Genomic DNA, 20,963 nt, shown 5'->3' with positions numbered 1-20,963 from the left:
AATTGCATTAATCATTAATCATTAATCAAGTGCGTTAAGAGACCATCTCTCAACTTGGGTTCAAACCAGGTACTTTTAGGAGGCATTACATTTCCGCTGTCTGCAATGGCAAACAACTGATCAATCGTAACCGGATACAAGCTAATGGCAGCAGCCATTTCACCGCTATCCACTCTTTGTTCCAAAGCAGACAAGCCTCTGATACCACCTACAAAATCAATGCGCTTGTCGGTGCGTTGATCTAAGATACCTAAAATGGGACCCAATATTTTTTCTTGTAAAACCGACACATCCAATACACCAATCGGATCGTTGGAATAAGTGCCAGGCTTTGCCGTTAGCAAAAACCACTCACCACCCACATATAATCCCATGGTATGCAATTGCTCAGGCTTCACCATTTGTTTACCCATCGAAACCACATCGAAAGAACTAGCCAATGCCGCTAAAAAGTCAGCCTTGCTCAACCCATTCAAATCTTTTACCACTCTATTATAATCCATGATATAGAGTTGATTCGAAGGGAACAAAGTCGTTAGAAAATAATTGGCTCCTTCTGGTACTTCGCCACTGATTTGCTTGCGCACTTTTGCAGCAGAAGCTGCACGGTGATGTCCGTCTGCTATATAGGTACAGGGAATTTCTTTTTCAAAAACTGCAGTGATAGAAGCAACGGCATCTGAATCGTTCACGATCCAAATGCTATGCTGAATCCCATCTTCCGCAATAAAATCATACACAGGAGATTTGGCCTGCTTCCACTTCTCAATAATAGCATCAACAGCAGCATGGTTGCGATACGCTAAAAACACATTGCCCGTTTGCGCACCCGTTGTTTTAATATGATTGATGCGATCCTGTTCTTTTTCCGGACGGGTAAACTCGTGTTTTTTAATCAGGTCATTTTCATAATCATCCACACTGCTCACGCAAACCAGACCTGTCTGGCTTCTGCCATTCATAATAAGCTGGTAGATATAATAGCAGGGTTTGGATTCTCTGAACAACACATCACGTTTAATGAATGCATCTAAATTGTCTTTAGCCTGTGCGTACACTTCTGCACTATGAATATCTATTTTATCAGATAAGTCAATTTCACTTTTGGTGATATGTAAAAAAGTATGCGAATTGCCTTGTGCAGCAATTTTTGCTTCTGCACTGTTCAATACATCATAAGGTAAGCTGGCTACTTGCTTGGCCAGTTGTGGTTGGGGCCTGAGCGCCCTGAAAGGTTTGATTATTGCCATTCGGCAAATATCGGTGAATATTTACAAATGAAAAGTTAGGATAATACCCTACTATCCGTGCTTCTGCGCAAAATAATGCAACAGGTTACAAAATTCAGTAACACTATCCAGTGGCAAAGCATTGTACATGCTAACCCGAATACCTCCCACGGTTCTGTATCCCTTTACGCCTACCATGCCTTCCTGTTTGCAAAGTGCTAAGAAAGATTCCTCCAGTGAAGCATCCTTTAAAAAGAAAATCGCATTCATTTCACTCCTGTCTTCTTTGGCCACAGGCGCATCAAAAAGCGGAATGGAATCAATGGTATCATATAAAAGAGAAGACTTTCTGGCATTGCGCATGCCCATGGCATCCAAACCGCCTTCCTGAATAATCCAGCGAAGCGTAAGCATGCTCACATACACAGCAAACACAGGAGGCGTATTCATTAGAGAACCCGCTTCAATATGTTTCTGGTAATTCATAATGGTAGGAATCTTTCTTGCAATTTTTCCGAGCAAATCTTTTTTCACCACCACCAGATTCACACCAGCAGCGCCCATATTTTTTTGAGCCCCTGCATAAATAAGAGAGAGTGTATTATAAGGAGCAGGTCTGCTGAAAATATCGCTGCTCATATCTGCCACCAGTGGCACAGAAGTTTCAGGATACTGATGCCATTGGGTACCTTCTACGGTATTGTTCGAAGTAAAATGCAAATAAGCGGCATCATTGGGTACTTCAATATTTTTAGGGATGGATCGGTACTGGCTGCCGGATCCGTCAGACACTATATCCACTTTACCGAACAGGCTGGCTTCCTTCCAGGCTTTGTTACCCCAAACGCCGTTATCGCAATAAGCCGCCATGGCATGGCTGTCCAGTAAATTCATAGGTACCTGCATAAACTGCGTGGTTGCTCCCCCATGCAAAAACAACACTTCATACGAATCATCTAATTGCATGAGTTCTTTCACTGCATTTCTGGCTTCGTCTAGAATTTCCAGAAACCAGGGCGTTCTATGACCAATTTCCAATAAGGAAAGACCCGTGTTTTTATAATTCAACACCGCTTCAGCAGCCTGCTTTAGTACAGGCGCCGGCAAAATAGAAGGACCAGAATTAAAATTATGCAGCTTCATACACAAAAGGTAAAGCACAAAGTAAACCGATTATCTTTACAAAATGCAACTCCCTTCCACCTTATTAGAAAATGCAGTAGCACAATTTGCCAAGCTACCGGGCATTGGAAAAAAGACCGCGCTCAGACTGGTCTTACATTTATTGAAGCAGGATGTAAATGAAGTCGCTTTATTTGGAGACACTTTAACCAAAATGCGAAAGGAGATACAGTTTTGCAAGCGATGCAACAATATCAGTGACGGAGAAATCTGCAGTATCTGCAGCAATACTGCGCGCAATCAGCATATTGTTTGTGTGGTAGAAAATATACGGGATGTGATTGCCATTGAAAGTACCCAGCAATTCAATGGAACTTATCATGTGCTCGGGGGGATTATATCGCCGTTGGATGGCATAGGCCCCGACCAACTAACAATTGAGCTGCTGGTGAACCGGATTACGCAGGAACGGGTAGAGGAACTGGTATTTGCCCTGAGTCCGAATATACAGGGAGACACCACCATCTATTTTATTCAGAAAAAAATTGCCCATTTGTCCTGCAAAATCACCACCATCGCCCGTGGCATAGCATTTGGAGGAGAACTGGAATATGCAGACGAAATGACGCTGGCCCGAAGCATTGCCAACCGACTGCCCGTACAACAGTATGTGCAATAAGATTTCGGGAAATTTGACAACAAATTCATAATTTCGTTGTTTAAACATTAAAATAGGTCCGTTATGAAAAAATGGGTTAAAATCATATTGATACTTGGATTGGCAGGAGCCATTACCGGGGGGATTGTAGTCTACAAAATATTGACCAAGCCGCACAGGGATGTAACCACCGAAAAAGCAATCGCGATAAAGGCACAGGCATTGTTTGAAGCTTTCAAAAACGATGAAGCTGCAGCCAATGCACAATACCTCGACAAAGCCATTGAGATTGAAGGAGAGATTGTTGATTTCAGTACCAACCAGGATGGCCAGGTAGTGGTGAATTTTAAAACAGACGATCCGTTCTTTGTGATCAACTGTACGTTTAAAACCAATCCGGGTGAGCTGAAAGCCGGCAGTACCATACGTTTCAAAGGAATATGCACCGGTTATATTCCGGACGCTAACGTGGTGATTAACGAAGGAGTATTAATTCCTTAGGCAAAAAAAGTTCGCAGAATAATTAACGTAAAATCTCATTTTGTAAAAAATAATTCAATGAAAAAGTTTCTATTCATAGCGCTATTAACCTTCGCATTTACACAAACACAAGCACAAAAAATATACGGCACGCGCAATGCCAAAGTAAGCTTTATCGCTACCAACGATGAAGACGTTAAAGCCGTAAACAATGAAGTAGCCAGCCGCTTATCCGATAAAGGAGAGATCAGCTTTAGCTTGCTCATCAAAGGGTTTAAGTTTGAATACGCAGAAATGCAGGAAAAGTTCAACAACGACTATGCAGAGAGCAACAAATTTCCCAGAGCAGAATTCAAGGGCACTATCAGCAATATCAAGGATATCAATTTTACCAAGGATGGTAATTACAAAGCAGTGGTAAAAGGAAATTTAACCTTACATGGCGTAAGCAAACCCGTTACGGTAAATGGTACCATCTCTGTTAAAGGGGGCAAAGTATCCGCCACTGGCAAGTTCCCAATCGTAATGAAAGACTTCAAAATTGACGCATCTGCTGTTACAGAAAAAGTGAACGCAGAAATCAATGCGGTTTATCAATAGCACTCCAACCGCTTTCGCGGCTATATTTTGACGGAATACAATATGGGTGTATCTTTGCACCGACTTTGGTGGATTTGTTTATTGTTCAGCCAAAGTCCTGGCCATAGTGGTTATGTACCCTTATGGCTTGCCAACTAGAACTAATAAACGTTGAAGTGCTACTCCCCCACATTCCTTCGTTTATTGGTTCATTCAATCACCAGCGGTGTAAGAACCAATACTATGTTACTAAAAGAAGAACTACAAAAAAGAATTCTGGTAATTGATGGAGCCATGGGCACCATGATACAGAAGCATCATTTAACCGAAGCCGATTACAGAGGCGAGCGATTCAAAGATTGGCATGTAGACGTAAAAGGCAATAACGATTTGCTTTGCATTACGCAGCCACAAATCATCAAAGGCATACACTTACTGTATTTAGAAGCAGGTGCAGATATCATTGAAACCAATACCTTCAGTAGTACGGTCATTGCCATGGCAGACTACGATATGCAAAGTTTGGCTTATGAGTTGAACGTAGCCGCCGCTAAATGTGCTCGCGAAGCAGTAGGGGAATACCAGCAAAAACATCCGGAAGCAGGCCCCCAATTTGTGGCCGGTGCCATTGGCCCATTGAATAAAACCTTGAGTCTGTCGCCAGATGTAAACAATCCAGGATACAGAGCAGTCAGTTTTGATGAAGTAGCCAATGCCTATTACGAACAAATTGATGGATTGGTAAATGGTGGCGTAGACATCCTATTAATCGAAACCATTTTTGATACCCTGAATGCAAAAGGCGCTATTTATGCAGCCAAAAAATATTTCAGAGACAAAGGCATTCCAGAATTGCCCATCATGATCAGCGGAACTATTACCGATGCGTCGGGTAGAACCCTGAGTGGCCAAACTTTAGAAGCATTTTATACTTCCGTAATGCATGCGAACCCTATCAGCATTGGATTGAACTGTGCATTGGGCGCTGCTGAAATGCGCAGTCATATAGAAGAGTTATCTCAAATAGCTGCCTGCTATACTTCGGCCTATCCCAATGCAGGATTACCGAATGCCATGGGCGAGTATGATGAAGCACCCCACCAAACCGCACACTTTATAGAAGAGTGGGCAAAGGAAGGATTTGTCAATATCGTAGGTGGCTGTTGCGGAACCACACCCGACCATATTAAACATATTGCAGACAACGTAAGAAAAATGCAACCCAGACCCTTACCGGTGGTTGAAACAACTATTTAAGCAATGAGTACCATCAAACCCTTTTTAAGGCTTTCCGGATTAGAGCCTTTAGTCATAAGACCAGAGACCAATTTTGTAAACGTAGGCGAAAGAACCAATGTAACTGGTTCTAAGAAATTCGCACGTTTGATTAGAGAGAACAAATACGAAGAGGCTTTATCGGTTGCCAGACAACAGGTAGAAAGCGGAGCGCAAATTTTAGACGTGAACATGGACGATGCATTACTAGATGGAGTAAAAGCCATGACAACGTTTTTAAATCTATTACAAAGCGAACCCGATATCGCGCGCATTCCCATCATGATAGATAGTTCCAAATTTGAAATCATAGAAGCGGGATTAAAATGTGTGCAGGGGAAATGCATTGTGAACTCTATCTCCATGAAAGAAGGAGAAGAAAAATTCATTGAGCAGGCATTTATCTGTAAATCTTTTGGTGCAGCGGTGATTGTAATGGCCTTTGATGAAATTGGCCAGGCAGATACCAAAGAGAGAAAAGTAGAAATTTGTCATCGTGCTTATAAAATATTAACGGAGCAAGTAGGTTTTGCTCCACAGGATATCATTTTTGACCCGAATATTTTTGCCATTGCAACGGGAATAGAAGAACACAACAATTATGCAGTAGATTTTATAGAAGCCACCAGAGAAATCAAGCGATTGATGCCATTGGCAAAAGTTTCAGGAGGGGTATCGAATGTATCATTTTCATTTAGAGGCAACGACCATGTAAGAGAAGCCATCCACTCTGTATTCTTATTACACGCCATTAAAGCGGGTATGGATATGGGGATTGTAAACGCTGGGCAGTTGGTGGTGTACGACGAAATAGAACCCACCCTAAGGGAACTATGCGAAGATGTTATCTTGAATAGAAACAACGACAACAACGAAGCCACAGAAAAATTAATCCAACACGCAGAAACGGTAAAAGCGAAAGGAAAAGTTGAAGTAAAAGACGAAGCCTGGAGAAAAGAACCTGTTGAAAAAAGATTGGCGCATTCCTTAATCAATGGCATCACCGATTATATAGACCAAGACACAGAAGAAGCCAGACAAAAATATCCAAGACCATTGGATGTAATTGAAGGACCATTGATGGATGGCATGAATATCGTTGGCGATTTATTTGGAGCAGGAAAAATGTTCTTACCACAGGTGGTAAAAAGTGCCCGTGTAATGAAAAAAAGTGTGGCTATTCTTACCCCTTATATTGAACAAGAAAAAGAAGACAGAAAGCAAGCGCATTTAGCCGCAGGAACCGTAAATGAAGAAACAGCAGGTGCTGCCAAAATTTTGTTAGCAACCGTAAAAGGGGACGTACACGATATTGGAAAAAATATTGTGGGCGTAGTACTAGGCTGTAATGGCTATGATATAGTAGACATGGGGGTGATGGTACCTGCCGATAAAATATTAGACGCAGCAGAAAGAGAGCAAGCAGATATTATTGGATTGAGTGGATTGATTACGCCTTCCTTAGATGAAATGGTGCATATCGCACGCGAAATGAAACGCAGGAATATGAAGCAGCCCTTATTGATTGGAGGGGCTACCACTTCCAGAATGCATACGGCTGTAAAAATTGCGCCGGAATATGTAAATGGCGTAGTGCATGTTCTGGATGCATCCAGAAGTGTAACTGTTGCAGGATCATTATTGAACAAAGAACAAAAAGACCCCTTCTTGCAAGAAATTTCCCAAGAGTATAGCAAACTCAAAGAAGGATTTGATAACAAAAAATCCGTGAAGCAATACCTGCCCTATGCAGAAGCTTTGCAAAATAAGGTGGCTATTGATTGGGACAGTTATACTCCCCCTACGCCCAGCTTTACAGGCACCAAAGTATTTGACCAGTACGATTTGAATGAGTTAAGAACTTTCATTGATTGGAAACCATTTTTCATCACTTGGGAAATGCATGGAAATTTTCCAGCCATCTTAACCGATGAAGTGGTAGGCGCAGAAGCAACGAAATTATACAATGATGCCAATGCTTTGTTGGATAAAATCATTGCAGAGAAATGGTTGACCGCCAAAGGGGTGATAGGATTTTGGGAAGCAGTCAGCAATAACGATGATGTAGAAGTAAGTACTGGAAACAATAAAGTGCAATTGTGTTTTCATCGCCAACAAATCAAGAAAGCACCCGGACAACCCAATTTATCATTAGCCGATTTTATCACCCCCGCAACTGCCAATAAAAAAGATCATATAGGTGCATTTGCCGTAAGCATCCATGGCATTGAACCCCATCTAGAAAAATTTGAAGCGGCACACGACGACTACAATAAAATTATGTTGCAAGCATTGGCCGATCGCTTTGCTGAAGCATTTGCAGAAGCATTGCACTTGCATGTGCGTAAAGAATATTGGGGATATGATGCACAAGAGCAATTGAGCCCAGAAGAATTAATTAAGGAACAATACAAGGGTATTCGCCCCGCACCAGGCTATCCAGCTTGCCCTGATCATACAGAGAAATATAAATTATTTGATTTGCTGAGTGCACAAGACAAGGCGGGCATTTCCTTAACGGAAAGCCTGGCTATGTATCCAGCAGCTTCTGTTTGTGGTTGGTATTTTTCGCATCCGCAGAGTCAGTATTTTGGAATTGGCAAAATTGAGCAAGACCAATTTACAAACTATGCTGCCCGCAAAGGGATGGACGAAGCAACAGCAGAGAAATGGTTGAGGCCGATATTGTAGGTTTATGTAATTTTTTTTGATAATAATCGGAAATTATCCGATTATTGCATAATAATTATACATAAATGGATTTTATTTATGCCCTCAAGGAATTTGAAGAAGAGCCAATCACTAGACAATTGGTAATGGACTTACTTAAGGAGTATAAGAGACCCAATGATAAAATCAATGAATTGGTTAAGCAAAATATATTGACCTCCATTAAAAGAGGGCTATATATGCCTGGGCCCAATAGTCATTTAAATCCACCAGATCCATTTTTAATCGCGAATCATTTATGGGGGCCGAGTTATATTTCACTTGAATCTGCCTTGTCTTATTGGGGAATAATTCCAGAACGAGTATATGAAATCAGTTCTGTTACCCTAAAGCCAACCAAAATATTTAAAACAGCAATTGGGCGTTTTAATTATGTACATGCCAAAGCACCGTATTATACATTTGGCATTCAAAGCATCGCGCTAAGTGCTAAACAAATGGTAATGATCGCATCCCCTGAAAAAGCATTGTTCGATAAAATCATCATGACTTCAGGCATTGTAATTAGGAGTACAAGCCAAGCAAGAGAATTACTGATAGAAGATTATAGAATGGAGGAGAACCTTCTAAAAAAATTAAACTTAGCAATGATGAAAAGCTGGATAGTTGACTCACCTAAGCGGAGCAGTTTAGCTATACTAATAAAAATGATCGAACAATTATGATTAAAGAGTGGCTAGAACAATACCAACCTAAAAACAGAATCGAAGCTGAATCTGCATTACGCGAGATAATGCAAGATGTTGCTTTGGCGGGATTAAACCGCAGTGGTTTTTTTGAGAAAGCTGCATTTTATGGCGGTACAGCTTTAAGAATTTTTCATGGATTAGATCGATATTCTGAAGACTTAGATTTTTCATTATTAGCAATAAACCAATTTTTTTCCTTGGAGCCATATTTTGAAGGAATGTTACAGGAATTCGAAGCAGTAGGTATGAAAGTGAGTGTGCAGGAAAAAATAAAAACAAAGGCTACCAATATTGACTCCGCATTTCTAAAGTCAGAAACTATTTGGACAGAACTGGTACTTGAAAAAATGATTCCTCAACTTGGTTTAGACCTATCGCCAAGAATTAAAATCAAAATTGAAGTTGACACTAACCCACCCTTAGGATTTGAAACAGAAGAAAAACTGCTTTTACGTCCTTATTCATTTTACGTAAAATGCTTTACCCTTCCTCATTTATTTGCAGGTAAAATGCACGCATTATTATTTAGACAATGGAAGCAAAGAGTGAAAGGAAGAGACTGGTACGATTTAGAATGGTATATTAAAAAAGGCGTGCCATTAAATCTTTCACATTTTGCATTAAGAGCAAATGATTCAGGTGATTGGACAAAACCTAGTATTAAAGAAAAAGAAATTAAAGAACTGCTGCTATCAAAAATCAACACTGTTTCATTTGAAGCCATAAAGGAAGACATTATTCGCTTTATACCAGACGATACAGGTCTTAAGATTTGGGGGCCAGATTATTTTAAAGAATTGGTGGAAAAATTGAAGTTTATTTAAATTTATTTTGTCGTCTGTATTCGACAATTTGAACACTATTTTGTCGTTTGCAGTCGACAAATAAACTAGGGGTTTAGGCTTATTTATCTATCTCAATTCCGTTATTGTTAACGTTGAATTTTATATTTAATAGCAAATTACGATGCGTTTCTATTTGATACCCTGAATTAAAGCATTCCGCATTGATTGAGTCTATAAAGTATTTACCAGTATGAACATCTTTATTATACATATAATCATACTTGTAAATTATTTTATCTGATATCAATTTTGTAACACGATTTGCATTCCATGTTTTAGTATGAAATAAATTGGTTGTGACTCTATTAAGAGATTCAACTTTCATTTCCCAGATATACATCAATCTAATAATTGAATAATCTAATTCTTTTATCCTGATTTCTCCTTTCAGGTACCCTCTTGCTAATCCTCCGACAGTTCGACCTAAAAATGAATCTTTAAAAGATTTATTTGGTATGAAACTTACAATATAAACAAGACCATATTTATCATCTTTGTATTGGGATATAAGTTTAAAGTCTAATCCTTTATTATTATTTCCGTCAATTGGTAACCCTTTTCGGAGCATATCAAACCATGGAATAATATCACCTGTACATAATTGGGGAACTCCAATAAAATTGGTGAAAAATTTATCCTGATATAAAGTGTCTTTAATCCAATTTGGAGTTTTCATGCTTTTATCAGCATTTCGATAATATACCTTTACAAATTCTTCAGCCTTTTCTTTTAAAGTGTCGTAATTATAAATTACGGAGGAAAACTTTAAATTTTGATTAAAAGAAAATTTTCCATAGTTATCCTCAAAGCGATTGGCTACGTTTTTAATTATTGCGTTTGCGCTCTTTGTTTTCTTTGCCTTACTTCTAACGATAATTTCAGGCAATAAGCTCTTTAATGGCTTTAAAAACAACCGATTAACATGAAACAAATAAAACAGTTGTTCTTCATAACCAACTGCTGAAATTTTGACCTTTTTGGGGAAGCTTGAATTTGGAATAGAAAATGAGCCATCTTCATTTGAAACAATAGACATTTTATTTGTGTCATTCTCAATAAAAATGATTGTTGCAAATGGAATAGTTTCCTTTGAAATAGAATCAATGATTTTAAAGTAAATAAGACTATCCTGTAATACATAACTTTTATTATAAACAGGATTATTGTTTACATAGATGGGATTCCCCTTTACAGCTAATTGTGGGAATATTGAATTAAGTAGTAAAATAAATAGAATAGAAATATCAAGTCTTAATTCATAATTAGTTTTATTTAACATAGTAGTTTTTGATGAGAGCAAAAATTATAAATTAAGGTCATATTTAATTGTCAGATAAGTATCGGCTAAACAAGAATTATTTTAAATTTTTTGTCAGTGCCTCCATTAATGAATTATTTCCTTGTGTTCCTTCATAACGCATTAATATAGTGCCATCTTTCCCAATAAGTAGTTTGGCTGGAATTGGTTGAATACTATATAGTTTACCTAAATCATATACGGTTCCTGCACCTTGTAAAATATGTCGCCAAGCTCCAGTTTTGTCATTTTGAATAGCTTTTTTCCATGCTTCCTTTCTTTCATCATCATTGGCTATGCTTATAATTTCAAGCCCTTTTGATTTAAATTTTGTATGTAACTCTATTAAAAAGGGAGATTCATCTCTGCAGGGTTTACACCAAGTAGCCCAAAAGTCTAACAATACATAATTTTTACCTTTAAACTGCTCTACAGAGATAGAGTCTCCGTTGATGTCGATGGTATTGAAATTTTTAGCTTTAGAACCCGGACTACCTCCTTGAATCGCTCTTATATTGGCTGCGATTCTTTGGCCATAATAACTATTTTGAATTTCAATAGAAAATGAATTAAATATTTTTATTACTGTGTCAAGTGGAAGTCGATAAAGAAGAACTTGCAAATAAAAGGCACTATAGTAAGAGTTAATATTTTCATTGACAAATTTTTCAGTTCGCATATTAATATCACGATAATATGGTTCTAATTGCTGTCTGATTTCTTTTGCCCTATCCTTAAATTGAATTTTTGTTGGATCATATTTATATGCCAAATCAAAATAAAAAATTCGTTTATCCAAAGAATCTACTATTTTCTTGTGGATATAAGTATTATTAAGAGAATCAATTTGATTTTGTGTGTTTGAGCCGCTAAGTTTTAAATCTTTGAATTTATCTTTTTCCAAAACAAGGTGCATGATACCAGGTTCTATGAAAATGGAATTAGAATTAATGTCACTGGTATTTTTGAAAGCCCTATCACCATAAATATCTGCATTTATAGGATGTGGGATATACCCTTTGAAAATAAAAGACTCGTTAATAACCTCAGCACTGTCTGTTATATATTCGCCCTCATAATTTATATATTCTAATTTAATAAAACCTGAAGATTGATTTTTTATTATACCGTATATAGTAAATTGCTTGGGGGATAATTGAGCTACTAAGTCAGAAGTAAATAATACAAATAAAAAAGAAAGAAGTGCTTTCATTTGATACATTTTAACTAAGATTTATTCAATACGATACTTATTCGATAGTTTAAGAGGGCAGTTTATTTTAAAAAGTGGTGACTAAGCTAAAATTTATTTAATCTCGTTCCTTATAGTTTCTTCAAGGGAGGAATTAAATCCTGTAAATGTATTGATGAGTTGTTTTTGTGAATTATAAAGATAGCTTTTAGGAATGGCGTTTATTGCATAGTGCTCATTTAACTGCATACGAGAACTATCGATAGCCAATAACTGCTGCCAGTTCATTTTTTCAAACGCTAATGCAGCTAACCAATCCTGTTTATTACCATCTATAGAAATACTTGTTATTGCTAGTCCTGCATCTGAATATTTAGCAAGAATTTTTTTGAGTTCGGGGATTTCCTTTCTACAAGGAAGACACCAACTCGCCCAGTAGACAATTAAGTGTACCGATTGATTATTTGTACTTACTTTTTCCTTTTCGCCTTTTGCATTTTCAAATTTGATGAAAGAGGGATATTTAGTATCATATAATTTATTATCAACCAAGTAGTTTTGTAATGACTGATACAAATCATACTGTTTAACTGCCGGATTAAAGTAACTAAGCAATTTTTTAATCTCCTCAGGAGCAAAAAATTGTTTGTAGCTGTAAAGCTGCTTTAGTATCAAATAAGAATCTGGGTAAGACTGTATAATTTTCGTATTGTGTTCATGTATCTTTGTATCAAAGGGATTACTCGCTTCTGGATAGTTTAAAACTAAATCTTTAAAATAAGGAGCATTTTGCTTACTACCATTAAACCAGGACTTTTCTAATTTTGCTGTATCAAATACTACTATTTCAGTAGATGTCTCATCAGCATAAAATAGTGAATAAACATGATTCTGTGTAGAAAGTTCTGAACAAAATCCAATCGGCCGCAAACCTTTAAAACCGTTGTAAACATCATAATGCTTAATGCTAAGGAATAAAGGATTCAAATTTAACCGTTGAATCTTAGTGAATTGCAGTTCTGGCTTATCCACTAATACCGAATCTAATGTAGCTTTACTTTGCACATCTATCAAATAAAGATACTTACCCTCTAGCTGTTTAAATCCGCTTTTTGGTAATTTGATATGTATATCGCCATAAAATTTTGAGTTGTTATTAGTAGTGCATTTTAATGATAGTAAAACAAGTATAAGTACAAAGTATCGCTTCATAGTAAAATTTAAACTATGATAAGACGCAATAATGGGAGAATTCCATAAACTTAATTTGTATTCTAATAAATATTTGGAGTTTGAATCCTATTTTGTTGTAAGTACTTTATTTTATTCTTGTTTAGATAAAAGGATTCCCTTTGAATTAATTACTAAACCCAACAACTGGAATGGTTATTTGATTCCCGACTTTTTTAGACTGAAATGGATTTTGTTTTGTGTAAACTACTATATGTGCAGTTATACCCGCATTTGCAGATGTTAAAAAACTTCCACCCTCGTTTAATCCACGGAATGAACCTCTTATGAATTTTATATAAGCAATGTCTTCCATAGACTCAGGAACAGGTTTATTCAAAACCTCATCAACAATTACTTCAACTGTTCCAAAACGATATTTAAGCGCTTTTGATCTTGCATCAATACTGACTCCAGCAATATGCTTCAATATATATAGATTGAAATTATTGAAATAAGTATATGCTAAAGGATCATCTTCAACAATAATATCCGTACTGTTAATATTTTTAAACATGAAGTTTTTTACATACCGCTCTTCCATTTCTTCTTTTCGAGATTTGAGTTTACTCTTAACAACAACAGAAGGCAAATAGATACTATCGCTTAAAATAGAATCTTTAAGATTGCTTCTAATACCTTTGTATGGCTTTAAGGAATCAGACAGTGAACTGTCTGGTGGCGATTGATTTAGTTGTGCATTATAAGGAGCATTCATTAATTCAGATTCAATTATTTGATCTTGATGCTTCGCATTTAAGTAGAATACGACCGAAGCTTTACCAAGAAAACTACAACGAGGTATAAGAATATAATGAGCAGGATTTACTTGCACTTCACCAATATCAATAATGGCGTTCAATGAATCAATAATTTGATAACTAACTTTCTCTCCAAGGGGTATTGAAGTTTTAAATCTCAATGGAAAATAAGGTGAGGTATTAAATTGGCTTGAATCATCTAAAAATAATCTTAAACTAATTGCAGCAGTTGGATAGTATTCACTTAACCAGTACAACTTACTTGAAAGTGCTGAATCATTATGGTTGACTAATTTAAATAACAAGGCGCGTCCTTTGAATTGACTTAAGTTCATTTGGGTTTCTATGATTCCAACATCATGTTGAAACTGTAACAGCGTCTCATTAATTAAAGTACTATCATAATAAACTTTTAAAATAGGATTCAAATAAGTCTCTGCTTCCGCTTTGTTAATTGAAATAGAGACTGTTTCTGAACCGGAACAATGCGTTGAAAAACCTAGATTTCTATAATCCTTAAATAGTGTACTTACACAATTTTCTGCAATTACCTCAAAACCTTCGCCTTGTTGATTGGGTATTTCAATCAATGCAACGCCATACTCGTTTGTTTTACCTTTTGCAATGAGCAGCCCATTTACAGTTTTTACAAAGAAATTTCTTGATAATGGGGATGACTGCTCACTTAATATCCGCACAATAAACTTATTGGTAAAGTTTTGTAACGCAAATTTAGATTCTGGCATTACTTCAATCATCCCTTTTTCAATAAAATTGTCTTGATTGGAATTTGCTTTTCCATAGTAAAAAGCAATACGACTCATATTTTTATAAGAATCTTTTATATCACTAAACCCATAGACTTTGCAAAAATATTTTCCTTGCTTACATGAATCCGGCAAAAACAAGTTTAAAGTAGTTGTTAAATCATTCAGTACATACTTCGCTTCAAAGACTGTTTTTGAATTTGAATCTGTAATTTGAAGGTTACAAGCAACTGAAGATTCCAAAGATTGGGAACCTAAAACATGTAAATTGAATGATATTGGTGTGTTTATATCGTAAAATTCTTTTGCAGAAGTAATAACAATGACATTAGGGTCTGCATAACCATAATTAAATGAAATTAACAGAAAGTAAATTAGCAAGTAACGCCTTTTCATTCAAAGTTTTTTACTTAAATCGTTTATCAATTACTAATCTAATAGGGCTGCTCATTACACATATCGTCCCAACAATTAAAAAAAGAATTTCGAATGCTACTTTCACAATTATCATTCATTATTATACCAGTATTCATAAAATGTTGCATGGAATTCATACAACCAGGATAACTATAAAAATAGTTATCATAACAAATTGCAGCGGCAGCACAACCGCCAATAACTTTCCTTAATTTTTCTTTTGGCAACAGAAATCCTAAATGAGATACCTTCTGATACATAAATATGTGTTTTGATGAAAATCAAATTTGATAATTTTTTATGACATTATTGAAATTGTTCGGGGGGTATTTTTACCCCCCGAGATTAACGAGCAAATAAGCCTCTCCATTGATACAATAACCGATCGGCTAAACTTGCTTCAGCTGTAATGATATCTGCAGTTCCAGTCAAACTATTACTAAAATGAATGGTCTTTTGATAATTTGTTTGCAAGCCGTTGTTGAGTTTAACCTTTATCAAAAAACTGGTGTCTTTATAGGGTACTTGTGGTATATTAATGATAGTTCCTTTTAACACACCAAATTCATTTCGTTGATAACTATTAAGTGCAATATTCACCTGTTGACCTTGCTTTAATTTTCCAAAATTTTGTTGAGATGCAATCAGCTCTGCAAAATAGGTGGGTTGCTTTGGAATAATATAAAAGAGTTCTTGACCCGTTTTGATCCAACTATTCTCTTGAAAGTAACTGGCAAACTGCAAAGTACCTGTTTCACTGGCAACTAATATGTATCGATTTGTCCATTCGGTCAACGAACTTTTGGCATTAAAGAGAGCTGCAATAAAATTTAGTTGGATATCCGCAGCATCAACTTGCACCAATTGTTGTTTTTTGGATAATATTGTTGATTTATCCTTAATTAAATCAAGCGGTGCAATCACTTTTTCATTAGCCAGTTTTTCATTAATGGCCAATAATCCTTGTTGCATTGCTAAATCTTGAAGAATCAATTGCTTTTGATTATTCGCATTCTCCTTAGACAGATTAATCAGCCTAATATCTTGAGCAATGGCATCACGCTTTTGGTTAAAGTACCCTTTAGTCTTTGCCCAAGAGAGCTGATAGATTTGTTGGGCAATATCTTGATAATTTTTTTGTAAATCTCCTAATTGATTGAGTGTTCCTAACTGGTTAATCGAATTCCAATTATTTCCTTTTAAATCAAGTTCAGTTTGATCAATCCATTTTTTAAACAACAGCACTTGTTTGTAATCTGCATTACTTTGTAAAATGGCTAAAACATCACCAGCAATTACTTTTTTATTTTCAAGTGCATTTAAATAAACAATTCGTCCTTCAGATTTACTTATAATTTGCTTGGGTAAATTATCCCCAACAATCTTTACTGGTGCTTTAACGATATCTGGGTATTGAATAAAAAAAGTTAACGTAAATAACAAACCAATAATGACAAAAAACATTGCAATGCCATTTCTTACTATCCATACAGGTTTACTGCTAATGATTTCACGAACCTCATGGCTATAAATACGATCTGCTTCATCTAAGCGTTCAATATTAGCCGCTTCAAGCATTGCATCTAAACTATATGATTCTTCTTGTTGAGGCATAATTCGTCTTTAATCACCTAATTCTAATTGATTTTTAACCAAAGTAAAATATTCACCCTTCATTGCTGTTAATTCAGCATGTGTTCCTTGCTCAGTAATCACCCCATTGTGCAACACCACTATTTGATCAGCATTACGAACAGTGCTTAAGCGGTGTGCTACCACTACAACTGTTTTACCTTCAAAAAACAGGTTTAAGTTTTTTAAAATAGTACTTTCATTATTGGAATCTAAAGCGTTGGTAGCTTCATCTAGTAAAATTAAATCCGGGTTTTTGTAAACAGCTCTAGCAATTAGGATTCGTTGTCTTTGCCCTGCGCTTACCCCCGTGCCTTCTGCACCAATTTTTGTATTATAGCCCAATGGCAAACTTTCAATAAACGAAGTGATATTGGCAATTTTTGCAGCATATCTTAACCTTGCCTTATCGGGATAATCTTCCCCGACAGCTATATTCTTGGCAATACTATCAGAAAAAATAAAGCTGTCTTGCATTACTACTCCACACTGTTTACGCCAGGCACGATGGCTAATATTTGACAAGTTCAAACCTGCTGATTCTGCTTGATCACCAATATATATATCCCCAGACTTCGCCTCATAAAATTTAAGCAATAACTTTAGTAAGGTGGTTTTACCACTACCACTAGACCCTACAATTGCTGTTATTTTTCCTTGTGGTATTTGCATGGAAATATTCTTAAGCACAGGCTCATTGCCAGCACCTGGATAGGTAAAGCTGATATTATGAAGATGTATAGATCTATTTTCTGGAAGCTCAGTAACCATGACTGATGGAGCATCACTGTTCAAATTGACCGGTTCTTCATCGGCCAATTGATGAATTTCATTCAATCTTTCCAGACTGATTTTAGCCAATTGCCAATTTTGAACGAACCCAATCATTTGCTCAATTGGGGAGTTTAATTGCCCAATAATGTATTGAATCGCAAGCATTGCGCCAAGGGTTATTTGTCCTTGGATCACTGCTGTTGCTGCCACAAATGTGATGAATATATTTTTGCCCTCGTTAATAAAGAAAGCACCCGCCTGTTGCCATTGATTTAGAGCAAGCCCTTTCATTCCTACCCTAAATAGTGATGCTTGCAAGTGTTCCCATTGCCATCGCTGTTGTTTTTCGCTGCCATGCAACTTAATCTCCTGCATGCCTTGTACCAATTGAATGGTACTACTCTGTTCTGCAGCTGCAATATCAAACTGCTGGTAATCAAGCTCTTTTCTTTTCTTTAAGAAAATTAAAATCCATAAAATGTATAGCACACTCGCAGCTGTAAATACGCCAAAAATGAGTACACTATAATTAAGCAACACAACAGAAAATACTAATAAATTGAATAGAGAAAACAAAGTGCTAAGTGAAGTACCAGTCAAGAAATTTTGAATGCGTTTATGGTCATTCATTCTTTGAAGTATATCCCCTGTTTTTTTGCTATCAAAATAAGCCAATGGCAACTTCATCAGCTTTATCAAAAAACCCGTAAGAATAGAAATATTGATTCGACTACTGATATGGTATAAAATCCAACTGCGAATAAATTCTACACCCAAACGCCCAATAAACAAAGCCAGTTGGGCTAATAAAACAATATAGACAAATTGAATGTTTTGAGTGTTGATACCTACATCAACTACACTTTGTGTGAGAAAAGGAAATACCAATTGCAGTAAACTGCCGAGCATAACCCCTAGAAAGAGTTGGAAAACCAGTTTTTTATGTGGCTTTATATAACCCCATAGTTGGTAAGCATGGTTGTTTGTTAACTCATTAAAATCATGTCCGTAATTGGCATTGTAAAAATTTTGGCCAGGTTCCAGAATTAAGGCAATACCGGTAGACTCTCCATCCTCATTTTTATCACTTATCCATTTTTGTAAGAACAGCTCTTTGCGGATGGTAATAATTCCTTTAGCGGGATCAGCTATTGTTATGTTTTTTGGCTTTGAAAAAAAAACCCTCTTTTGTGGTGGTAAAACAATGAAATGATTTTGACCCCAATGAAGTATGGCGGGTTTTGGTGCTTCTTCAATTAATTTTTCAAAACTCAACTTTAACCCAGAGGTTTGAAAACCTATCTTTTCGGCGGCATCACTTATACCTAATAAATTAACCCCCTCCTTACCTATCTCTGTTAACTCCCTTAACTTCTCTAAAGCAAACACACGACCATAATACCTGCTTATCATATACAAACAAGTAGGACCGCAATCCATTTGGTTTTGTTGAGGGTGGAAAGAGAAATTAGTTTTAATAGTAAATAAGTTAGACATTTAATAATTAATCAACTCCATAGATAATCAAAAGAGTGTTTTTTTATATTCTTGCAACTTATTTTCATACTTTTTTAAATCACTAACTAATAGATTTTTATTTCTTTTGAGAATATCTATTGCCAATTGTTCAGATTCTATTGCCTTCAGGGGTTCATTTGCCCGAATATGCCAATCTGCTTTAATATGATAAAATTTAGGCGCTAAGTCAATAAATTGCTCTGGAACAATTTTACTAATTTTCATTTCGTACGCTTCAGTTCCTAGATTGTAAATCTTAGGGAGAAGAGTAAGTTTATCTGAATACCAATCAATTTGATCAATTATAACATAATATGCCGGTTCATCAAAGATTTTATTCTGTAGAAGTTCTTTGCCAAATTTATAAGCCAGTTCTTGATCTTTTCTAAGTAAAGCTTTAAATGTGTTTGAACCTATTAATGGAGCATATTTTAATCTTGGCTCAATTTTGATAATGTCATTGATTGCAGAAATTACTGAGTCTGGATTTCCCAAAACAATTTTATTTTGATAATCTACATATTCAGAATATTTTAATAGTTCAAACCTTAGTGAATCATCTAACATTGCAAGATACTTATCATCATTTCTTTTTTTCAGAGCTTCCTTGATATTCCATGTTTTGTTCAGCACTTTTGTTAATACAGAATCTAACCCTCCTCTTGGGTGACCAATCCATGCAATCTTTCCTTCATCATTTACTATAAAAGTGACAGGAATACCTTGTCCACCAGAAGCGTCTAGCCATTCTGACTCCATATGGTTACTTTCTTGCAATGCAACATTATAATCCATTTTGCTTCCCATACTATCAACAAATGCCTGAACTTGATTATCAGTTTTTTTAGACATCTGTTCGTAAACATTAATTGCCAAAAAAGTAACTACATTTTTATATTTACGAGATAATATAGAAAGGTGCGGCATTGCAGCAATACATGGTTTACACCATGTTGCCCAAAATTCTATCACATAGAAATTTCCTTTTTCGAATTTTTTAACATTATTACCTTTCAATATTTTTCCCAAATACAGTGGAGGTGCAATGTCTCCAAAATTTAACTTAGGTACTTGATAATTTTGCGCATTAATATTATTGCAAAAAAATGAAAAGTATAAACTAATTAAAACTATCAACTTTACCATTGGCATTAATTTTAAAAGAAATATTATGCTTGCTTTTACATGTATTTTGTTACGCTATGAAAATAAAGTCAAGTAATCTGATGTAATAATTACAAAAGATTACTTGATAAAAGTTCAAATTAAAAATATATTCTAGCAACCTGATACACAAAAACATTTTGTAAATGTTGAACTCCATTTACAATGACCAGTTACGTTTGTGCCATTACATTTTACAGTACATGATGTAGATGCTGAACATGTTTCACTACCAAGGCCGCTGCAACTTCCGCCTTCTCCATCATCACCTATTGAACCACCAACAAGTTTCTTCTGAGCATCTCTGCTCAATGCTGTACCTAAATTTAATAACTTACTTTTCATGATAATAGTTTTAGCTATTCACTTATAATGAATAACGGTTAATTAAAATTGTTTCTGCAGCTTTAAGCATCAGCAGATTATTGGCTTGCCAAACCACTCATTCGCGATTAAGTCTAGTACCATTTGGCTTTTCTTTTCGGGTACTAGTCGAGAAGAAATATGTTTATTCTTTCTCATGAAAGAAAATAATTAATGTCCTTTATTTGATATCCTTTTGGTAATTGATACCCATTTATAAAAATGGTTGGCGTGAATTCAA

The 20,963-nt window shown here is 36.0% G+C and carries 17 protein-coding genes; 7 read left to right on the top strand and 10 right to left on the bottom strand.

Going from position 1 to position 20,963, the window contains the following annotated elements:
- Positions 1-14 precede the first annotated feature (14 nt).
- Together P767_RS0112645 and serC are read right to left on the bottom strand one after the other, a co-directional pair.
- Positions 15-1,250, bottom strand: a complete 1,236-nt coding sequence (locus P767_RS0112645) for a DUF1015 domain-containing protein (protein ID WP_026764811.1) — start codon at positions 1,248-1,250, stop codon at positions 15-17.
- A gap of 51 nt (positions 1,251-1,301) precedes the next feature.
- The gene (serC, locus tag P767_RS0112640; RefSeq protein WP_026764810.1) at positions 1,302-2,372 is read right to left on the bottom strand and encodes a 3-phosphoserine/phosphohydroxythreonine transaminase; all 1,071 of its coding nucleotides are present in this window, start codon (positions 2,370-2,372) and stop codon (positions 1,302-1,304) included.
- A 43-nt stretch (positions 2,373-2,415) separates the two neighbouring features.
- Here serC and recR point away from each other — a divergent pair, with 43 nt between their 5' ends.
- From recR to P767_RS0112605, 7 genes are all read left to right on the top strand, one after another.
- The gene (recR, locus tag P767_RS0112635) at positions 2,416-3,030 is read left to right on the top strand and encodes a recombination mediator RecR (RefSeq protein WP_026764809.1); all 615 of its coding nucleotides are present in this window, start codon (positions 2,416-2,418) and stop codon (positions 3,028-3,030) included.
- Between the two features lie 63 nt (positions 3,031-3,093).
- Positions 3,094-3,510 (top strand): OB-fold protein, encoded by a 417-nt coding sequence (locus tag P767_RS0112630; protein WP_026764808.1) that lies wholly within the window; start codon positions 3,094-3,096, stop codon positions 3,508-3,510.
- 57 nt (positions 3,511-3,567) lie between these two features.
- Positions 3,568-4,089, top strand: coding sequence for a YceI family protein (locus tag P767_RS0112625; RefSeq protein WP_026764807.1), 522 nt, complete (start codon positions 3,568-3,570; stop codon positions 4,087-4,089).
- A 222-nt stretch (positions 4,090-4,311) separates the two neighbouring features.
- Entirely contained in the window at positions 4,312-5,325 is a 1,014-nt protein-coding gene (locus P767_RS18710; RefSeq protein WP_026764806.1) for a homocysteine S-methyltransferase family protein, read from the top strand.
- A 3-nt stretch (positions 5,326-5,328) separates the two neighbouring features.
- The gene (gene metH / locus P767_RS0112615; RefSeq protein ID WP_026764805.1) at positions 5,329-8,034 is read left to right on the top strand and encodes a methionine synthase; all 2,706 of its coding nucleotides are present in this window, start codon (positions 5,329-5,331) and stop codon (positions 8,032-8,034) included.
- A gap of 65 nt (positions 8,035-8,099) precedes the next feature.
- Positions 8,100-8,738, top strand: a complete 639-nt coding sequence (locus P767_RS0112610; protein WP_026764804.1) for a type IV toxin-antitoxin system AbiEi family antitoxin domain-containing protein — start codon at positions 8,100-8,102, stop codon at positions 8,736-8,738.
- Entirely contained in the window at positions 8,735-9,586 is an 852-nt protein-coding gene (locus P767_RS0112605; RefSeq protein WP_026764803.1) for a nucleotidyl transferase AbiEii/AbiGii toxin family protein, read from the top strand. Before P767_RS0112610 ends, P767_RS0112605 begins: the two co-directional genes overlap by 4 nt.
- A 79-nt stretch (positions 9,587-9,665) precedes the next feature.
- Here the strand turns inward: P767_RS0112605 and P767_RS0112600 are convergent, their stop codons facing one another.
- From P767_RS0112600 to P767_RS18385, 8 genes are all read right to left on the bottom strand, one after another.
- Positions 9,666-10,886, bottom strand: coding sequence for a peptidase associated/transthyretin-like domain-containing protein (locus tag P767_RS0112600; RefSeq protein WP_026764802.1), 1,221 nt, complete (start codon positions 10,884-10,886; stop codon positions 9,666-9,668).
- A gap of 76 nt (positions 10,887-10,962) precedes the next feature.
- Complete coding sequence (locus P767_RS0112595) at positions 10,963-12,117, bottom strand: TlpA disulfide reductase family protein (protein ID WP_172637547.1); 1,155 nt, start codon at positions 12,115-12,117, stop codon at positions 10,963-10,965.
- A gap of 93 nt (positions 12,118-12,210) precedes the next feature.
- Positions 12,211-13,308 (bottom strand): TlpA family protein disulfide reductase, encoded by a 1,098-nt coding sequence (locus P767_RS17765; protein ID WP_051417345.1) that lies wholly within the window; start codon positions 13,306-13,308, stop codon positions 12,211-12,213.
- Between the two features lie 145 nt (positions 13,309-13,453).
- Positions 13,454-15,250: a hypothetical protein gene (locus P767_RS0112580; protein ID WP_026764800.1), complete on the bottom strand. Its 1,797-nt coding sequence runs from the start codon at positions 15,248-15,250 to the stop codon at positions 13,454-13,456.
- A 366-nt stretch (positions 15,251-15,616) separates the two neighbouring features.
- Complete coding sequence (locus P767_RS0112570; RefSeq protein ID WP_026764798.1) at positions 15,617-16,885, bottom strand: HlyD family efflux transporter periplasmic adaptor subunit; 1,269 nt, start codon at positions 16,883-16,885, stop codon at positions 15,617-15,619.
- Positions 16,886-16,894: 9 nt separating this feature from the next.
- Positions 16,895-19,174, bottom strand: a complete 2,280-nt coding sequence (locus P767_RS0112565) for a peptidase domain-containing ABC transporter (RefSeq protein ID WP_071840088.1) — start codon at positions 19,172-19,174, stop codon at positions 16,895-16,897.
- 27 nt (positions 19,175-19,201) lie between these two features.
- Positions 19,202-20,341: a TlpA family protein disulfide reductase gene (locus P767_RS17760; protein ID WP_172637546.1), complete on the bottom strand. Its 1,140-nt coding sequence runs from the start codon at positions 20,339-20,341 to the stop codon at positions 19,202-19,204.
- 132 nt (positions 20,342-20,473) lie between these two features.
- Complete coding sequence (locus P767_RS18385; RefSeq protein WP_157611532.1) at positions 20,474-20,704, bottom strand: hypothetical protein; 231 nt, start codon at positions 20,702-20,704, stop codon at positions 20,474-20,476.
- Positions 20,705-20,963 lie beyond the last annotated feature (259 nt).

This window comes from Sediminibacterium salmoneum NBRC 103935, from assembly GCF_000511175.1.
In the GTDB taxonomy this organism is placed as follows: domain Bacteria; phylum Bacteroidota; class Bacteroidia; order Chitinophagales; family Chitinophagaceae; genus Sediminibacterium; species Sediminibacterium salmoneum.
The sequence above is the reverse complement of the archived record's forward strand: the minus strand, read 5'-3'. Positions and strand labels throughout refer to the sequence as shown.

Excerpts from the sequence above, each read along its gene's own strand:
- P767_RS18710 (WP_026764806.1), top strand. The coding sequence starts at position 4,312 with ATGTTACTAAAAGAAGAACTACAAAAAAGAATTCTGGTAATTGATGGA.
- P767_RS18385 (WP_157611532.1), bottom strand. The coding sequence starts at position 20,704 with ATGAAAAGTAAGTTATTAAATTTAGGTACAGCATTGAGCAGAGATGCT.
- P767_RS0112645 (WP_026764811.1), bottom strand. The coding sequence starts at position 1,250 with ATGGCAATAATCAAACCTTTCAGGGCGCTCAGGCCCCAACCACAACTG.
- P767_RS17760 (WP_172637546.1), bottom strand. The coding sequence starts at position 20,341 with ATGGTAAAGTTGATAGTTTTAATTAGTTTATACTTTTCATTTTTTTGC.
- P767_RS0112600 (WP_026764802.1), bottom strand. The coding sequence starts at position 10,886 with ATGTTAAATAAAACTAATTATGAATTAAGACTTGATATTTCTATTCTA.
- P767_RS0112570 (WP_026764798.1), bottom strand. The coding sequence starts at position 16,885 with ATGCCTCAACAAGAAGAATCATATAGTTTAGATGCAATGCTTGAAGCG.
- P767_RS0112595 (WP_172637547.1), bottom strand. The coding sequence starts at position 12,117 with ATGAAAGCACTTCTTTCTTTTTTATTTGTATTATTTACTTCTGACTTA.
- P767_RS0112625 (WP_026764807.1), top strand. The coding sequence starts at position 3,568 with ATGAAAAAGTTTCTATTCATAGCGCTATTAACCTTCGCATTTACACAA.
- P767_RS0112605 (WP_026764803.1), top strand. The coding sequence starts at position 8,735 with ATGATTAAAGAGTGGCTAGAACAATACCAACCTAAAAACAGAATCGAA.
- P767_RS0112565 (WP_071840088.1), bottom strand. The coding sequence starts at position 19,174 with ATGTCTAACTTATTTACTATTAAAACTAATTTCTCTTTCCACCCTCAA.
- P767_RS0112630 (WP_026764808.1), top strand. The coding sequence starts at position 3,094 with ATGAAAAAATGGGTTAAAATCATATTGATACTTGGATTGGCAGGAGCC.
- serC (WP_026764810.1), bottom strand. The coding sequence starts at position 2,372 with ATGAAGCTGCATAATTTTAATTCTGGTCCTTCTATTTTGCCGGCGCCT.
- P767_RS0112580 (WP_026764800.1), bottom strand. The coding sequence starts at position 15,250 with ATGAAAAGGCGTTACTTGCTAATTTACTTTCTGTTAATTTCATTTAAT.
- metH (WP_026764805.1), top strand. The coding sequence starts at position 5,329 with ATGAGTACCATCAAACCCTTTTTAAGGCTTTCCGGATTAGAGCCTTTA.
- recR (WP_026764809.1), top strand. The coding sequence starts at position 2,416 with ATGCAACTCCCTTCCACCTTATTAGAAAATGCAGTAGCACAATTTGCC.
- P767_RS0112610 (WP_026764804.1), top strand. The coding sequence starts at position 8,100 with ATGGATTTTATTTATGCCCTCAAGGAATTTGAAGAAGAGCCAATCACT.
- P767_RS17765 (WP_051417345.1), bottom strand. The coding sequence starts at position 13,308 with ATGAAGCGATACTTTGTACTTATACTTGTTTTACTATCATTAAAATGC.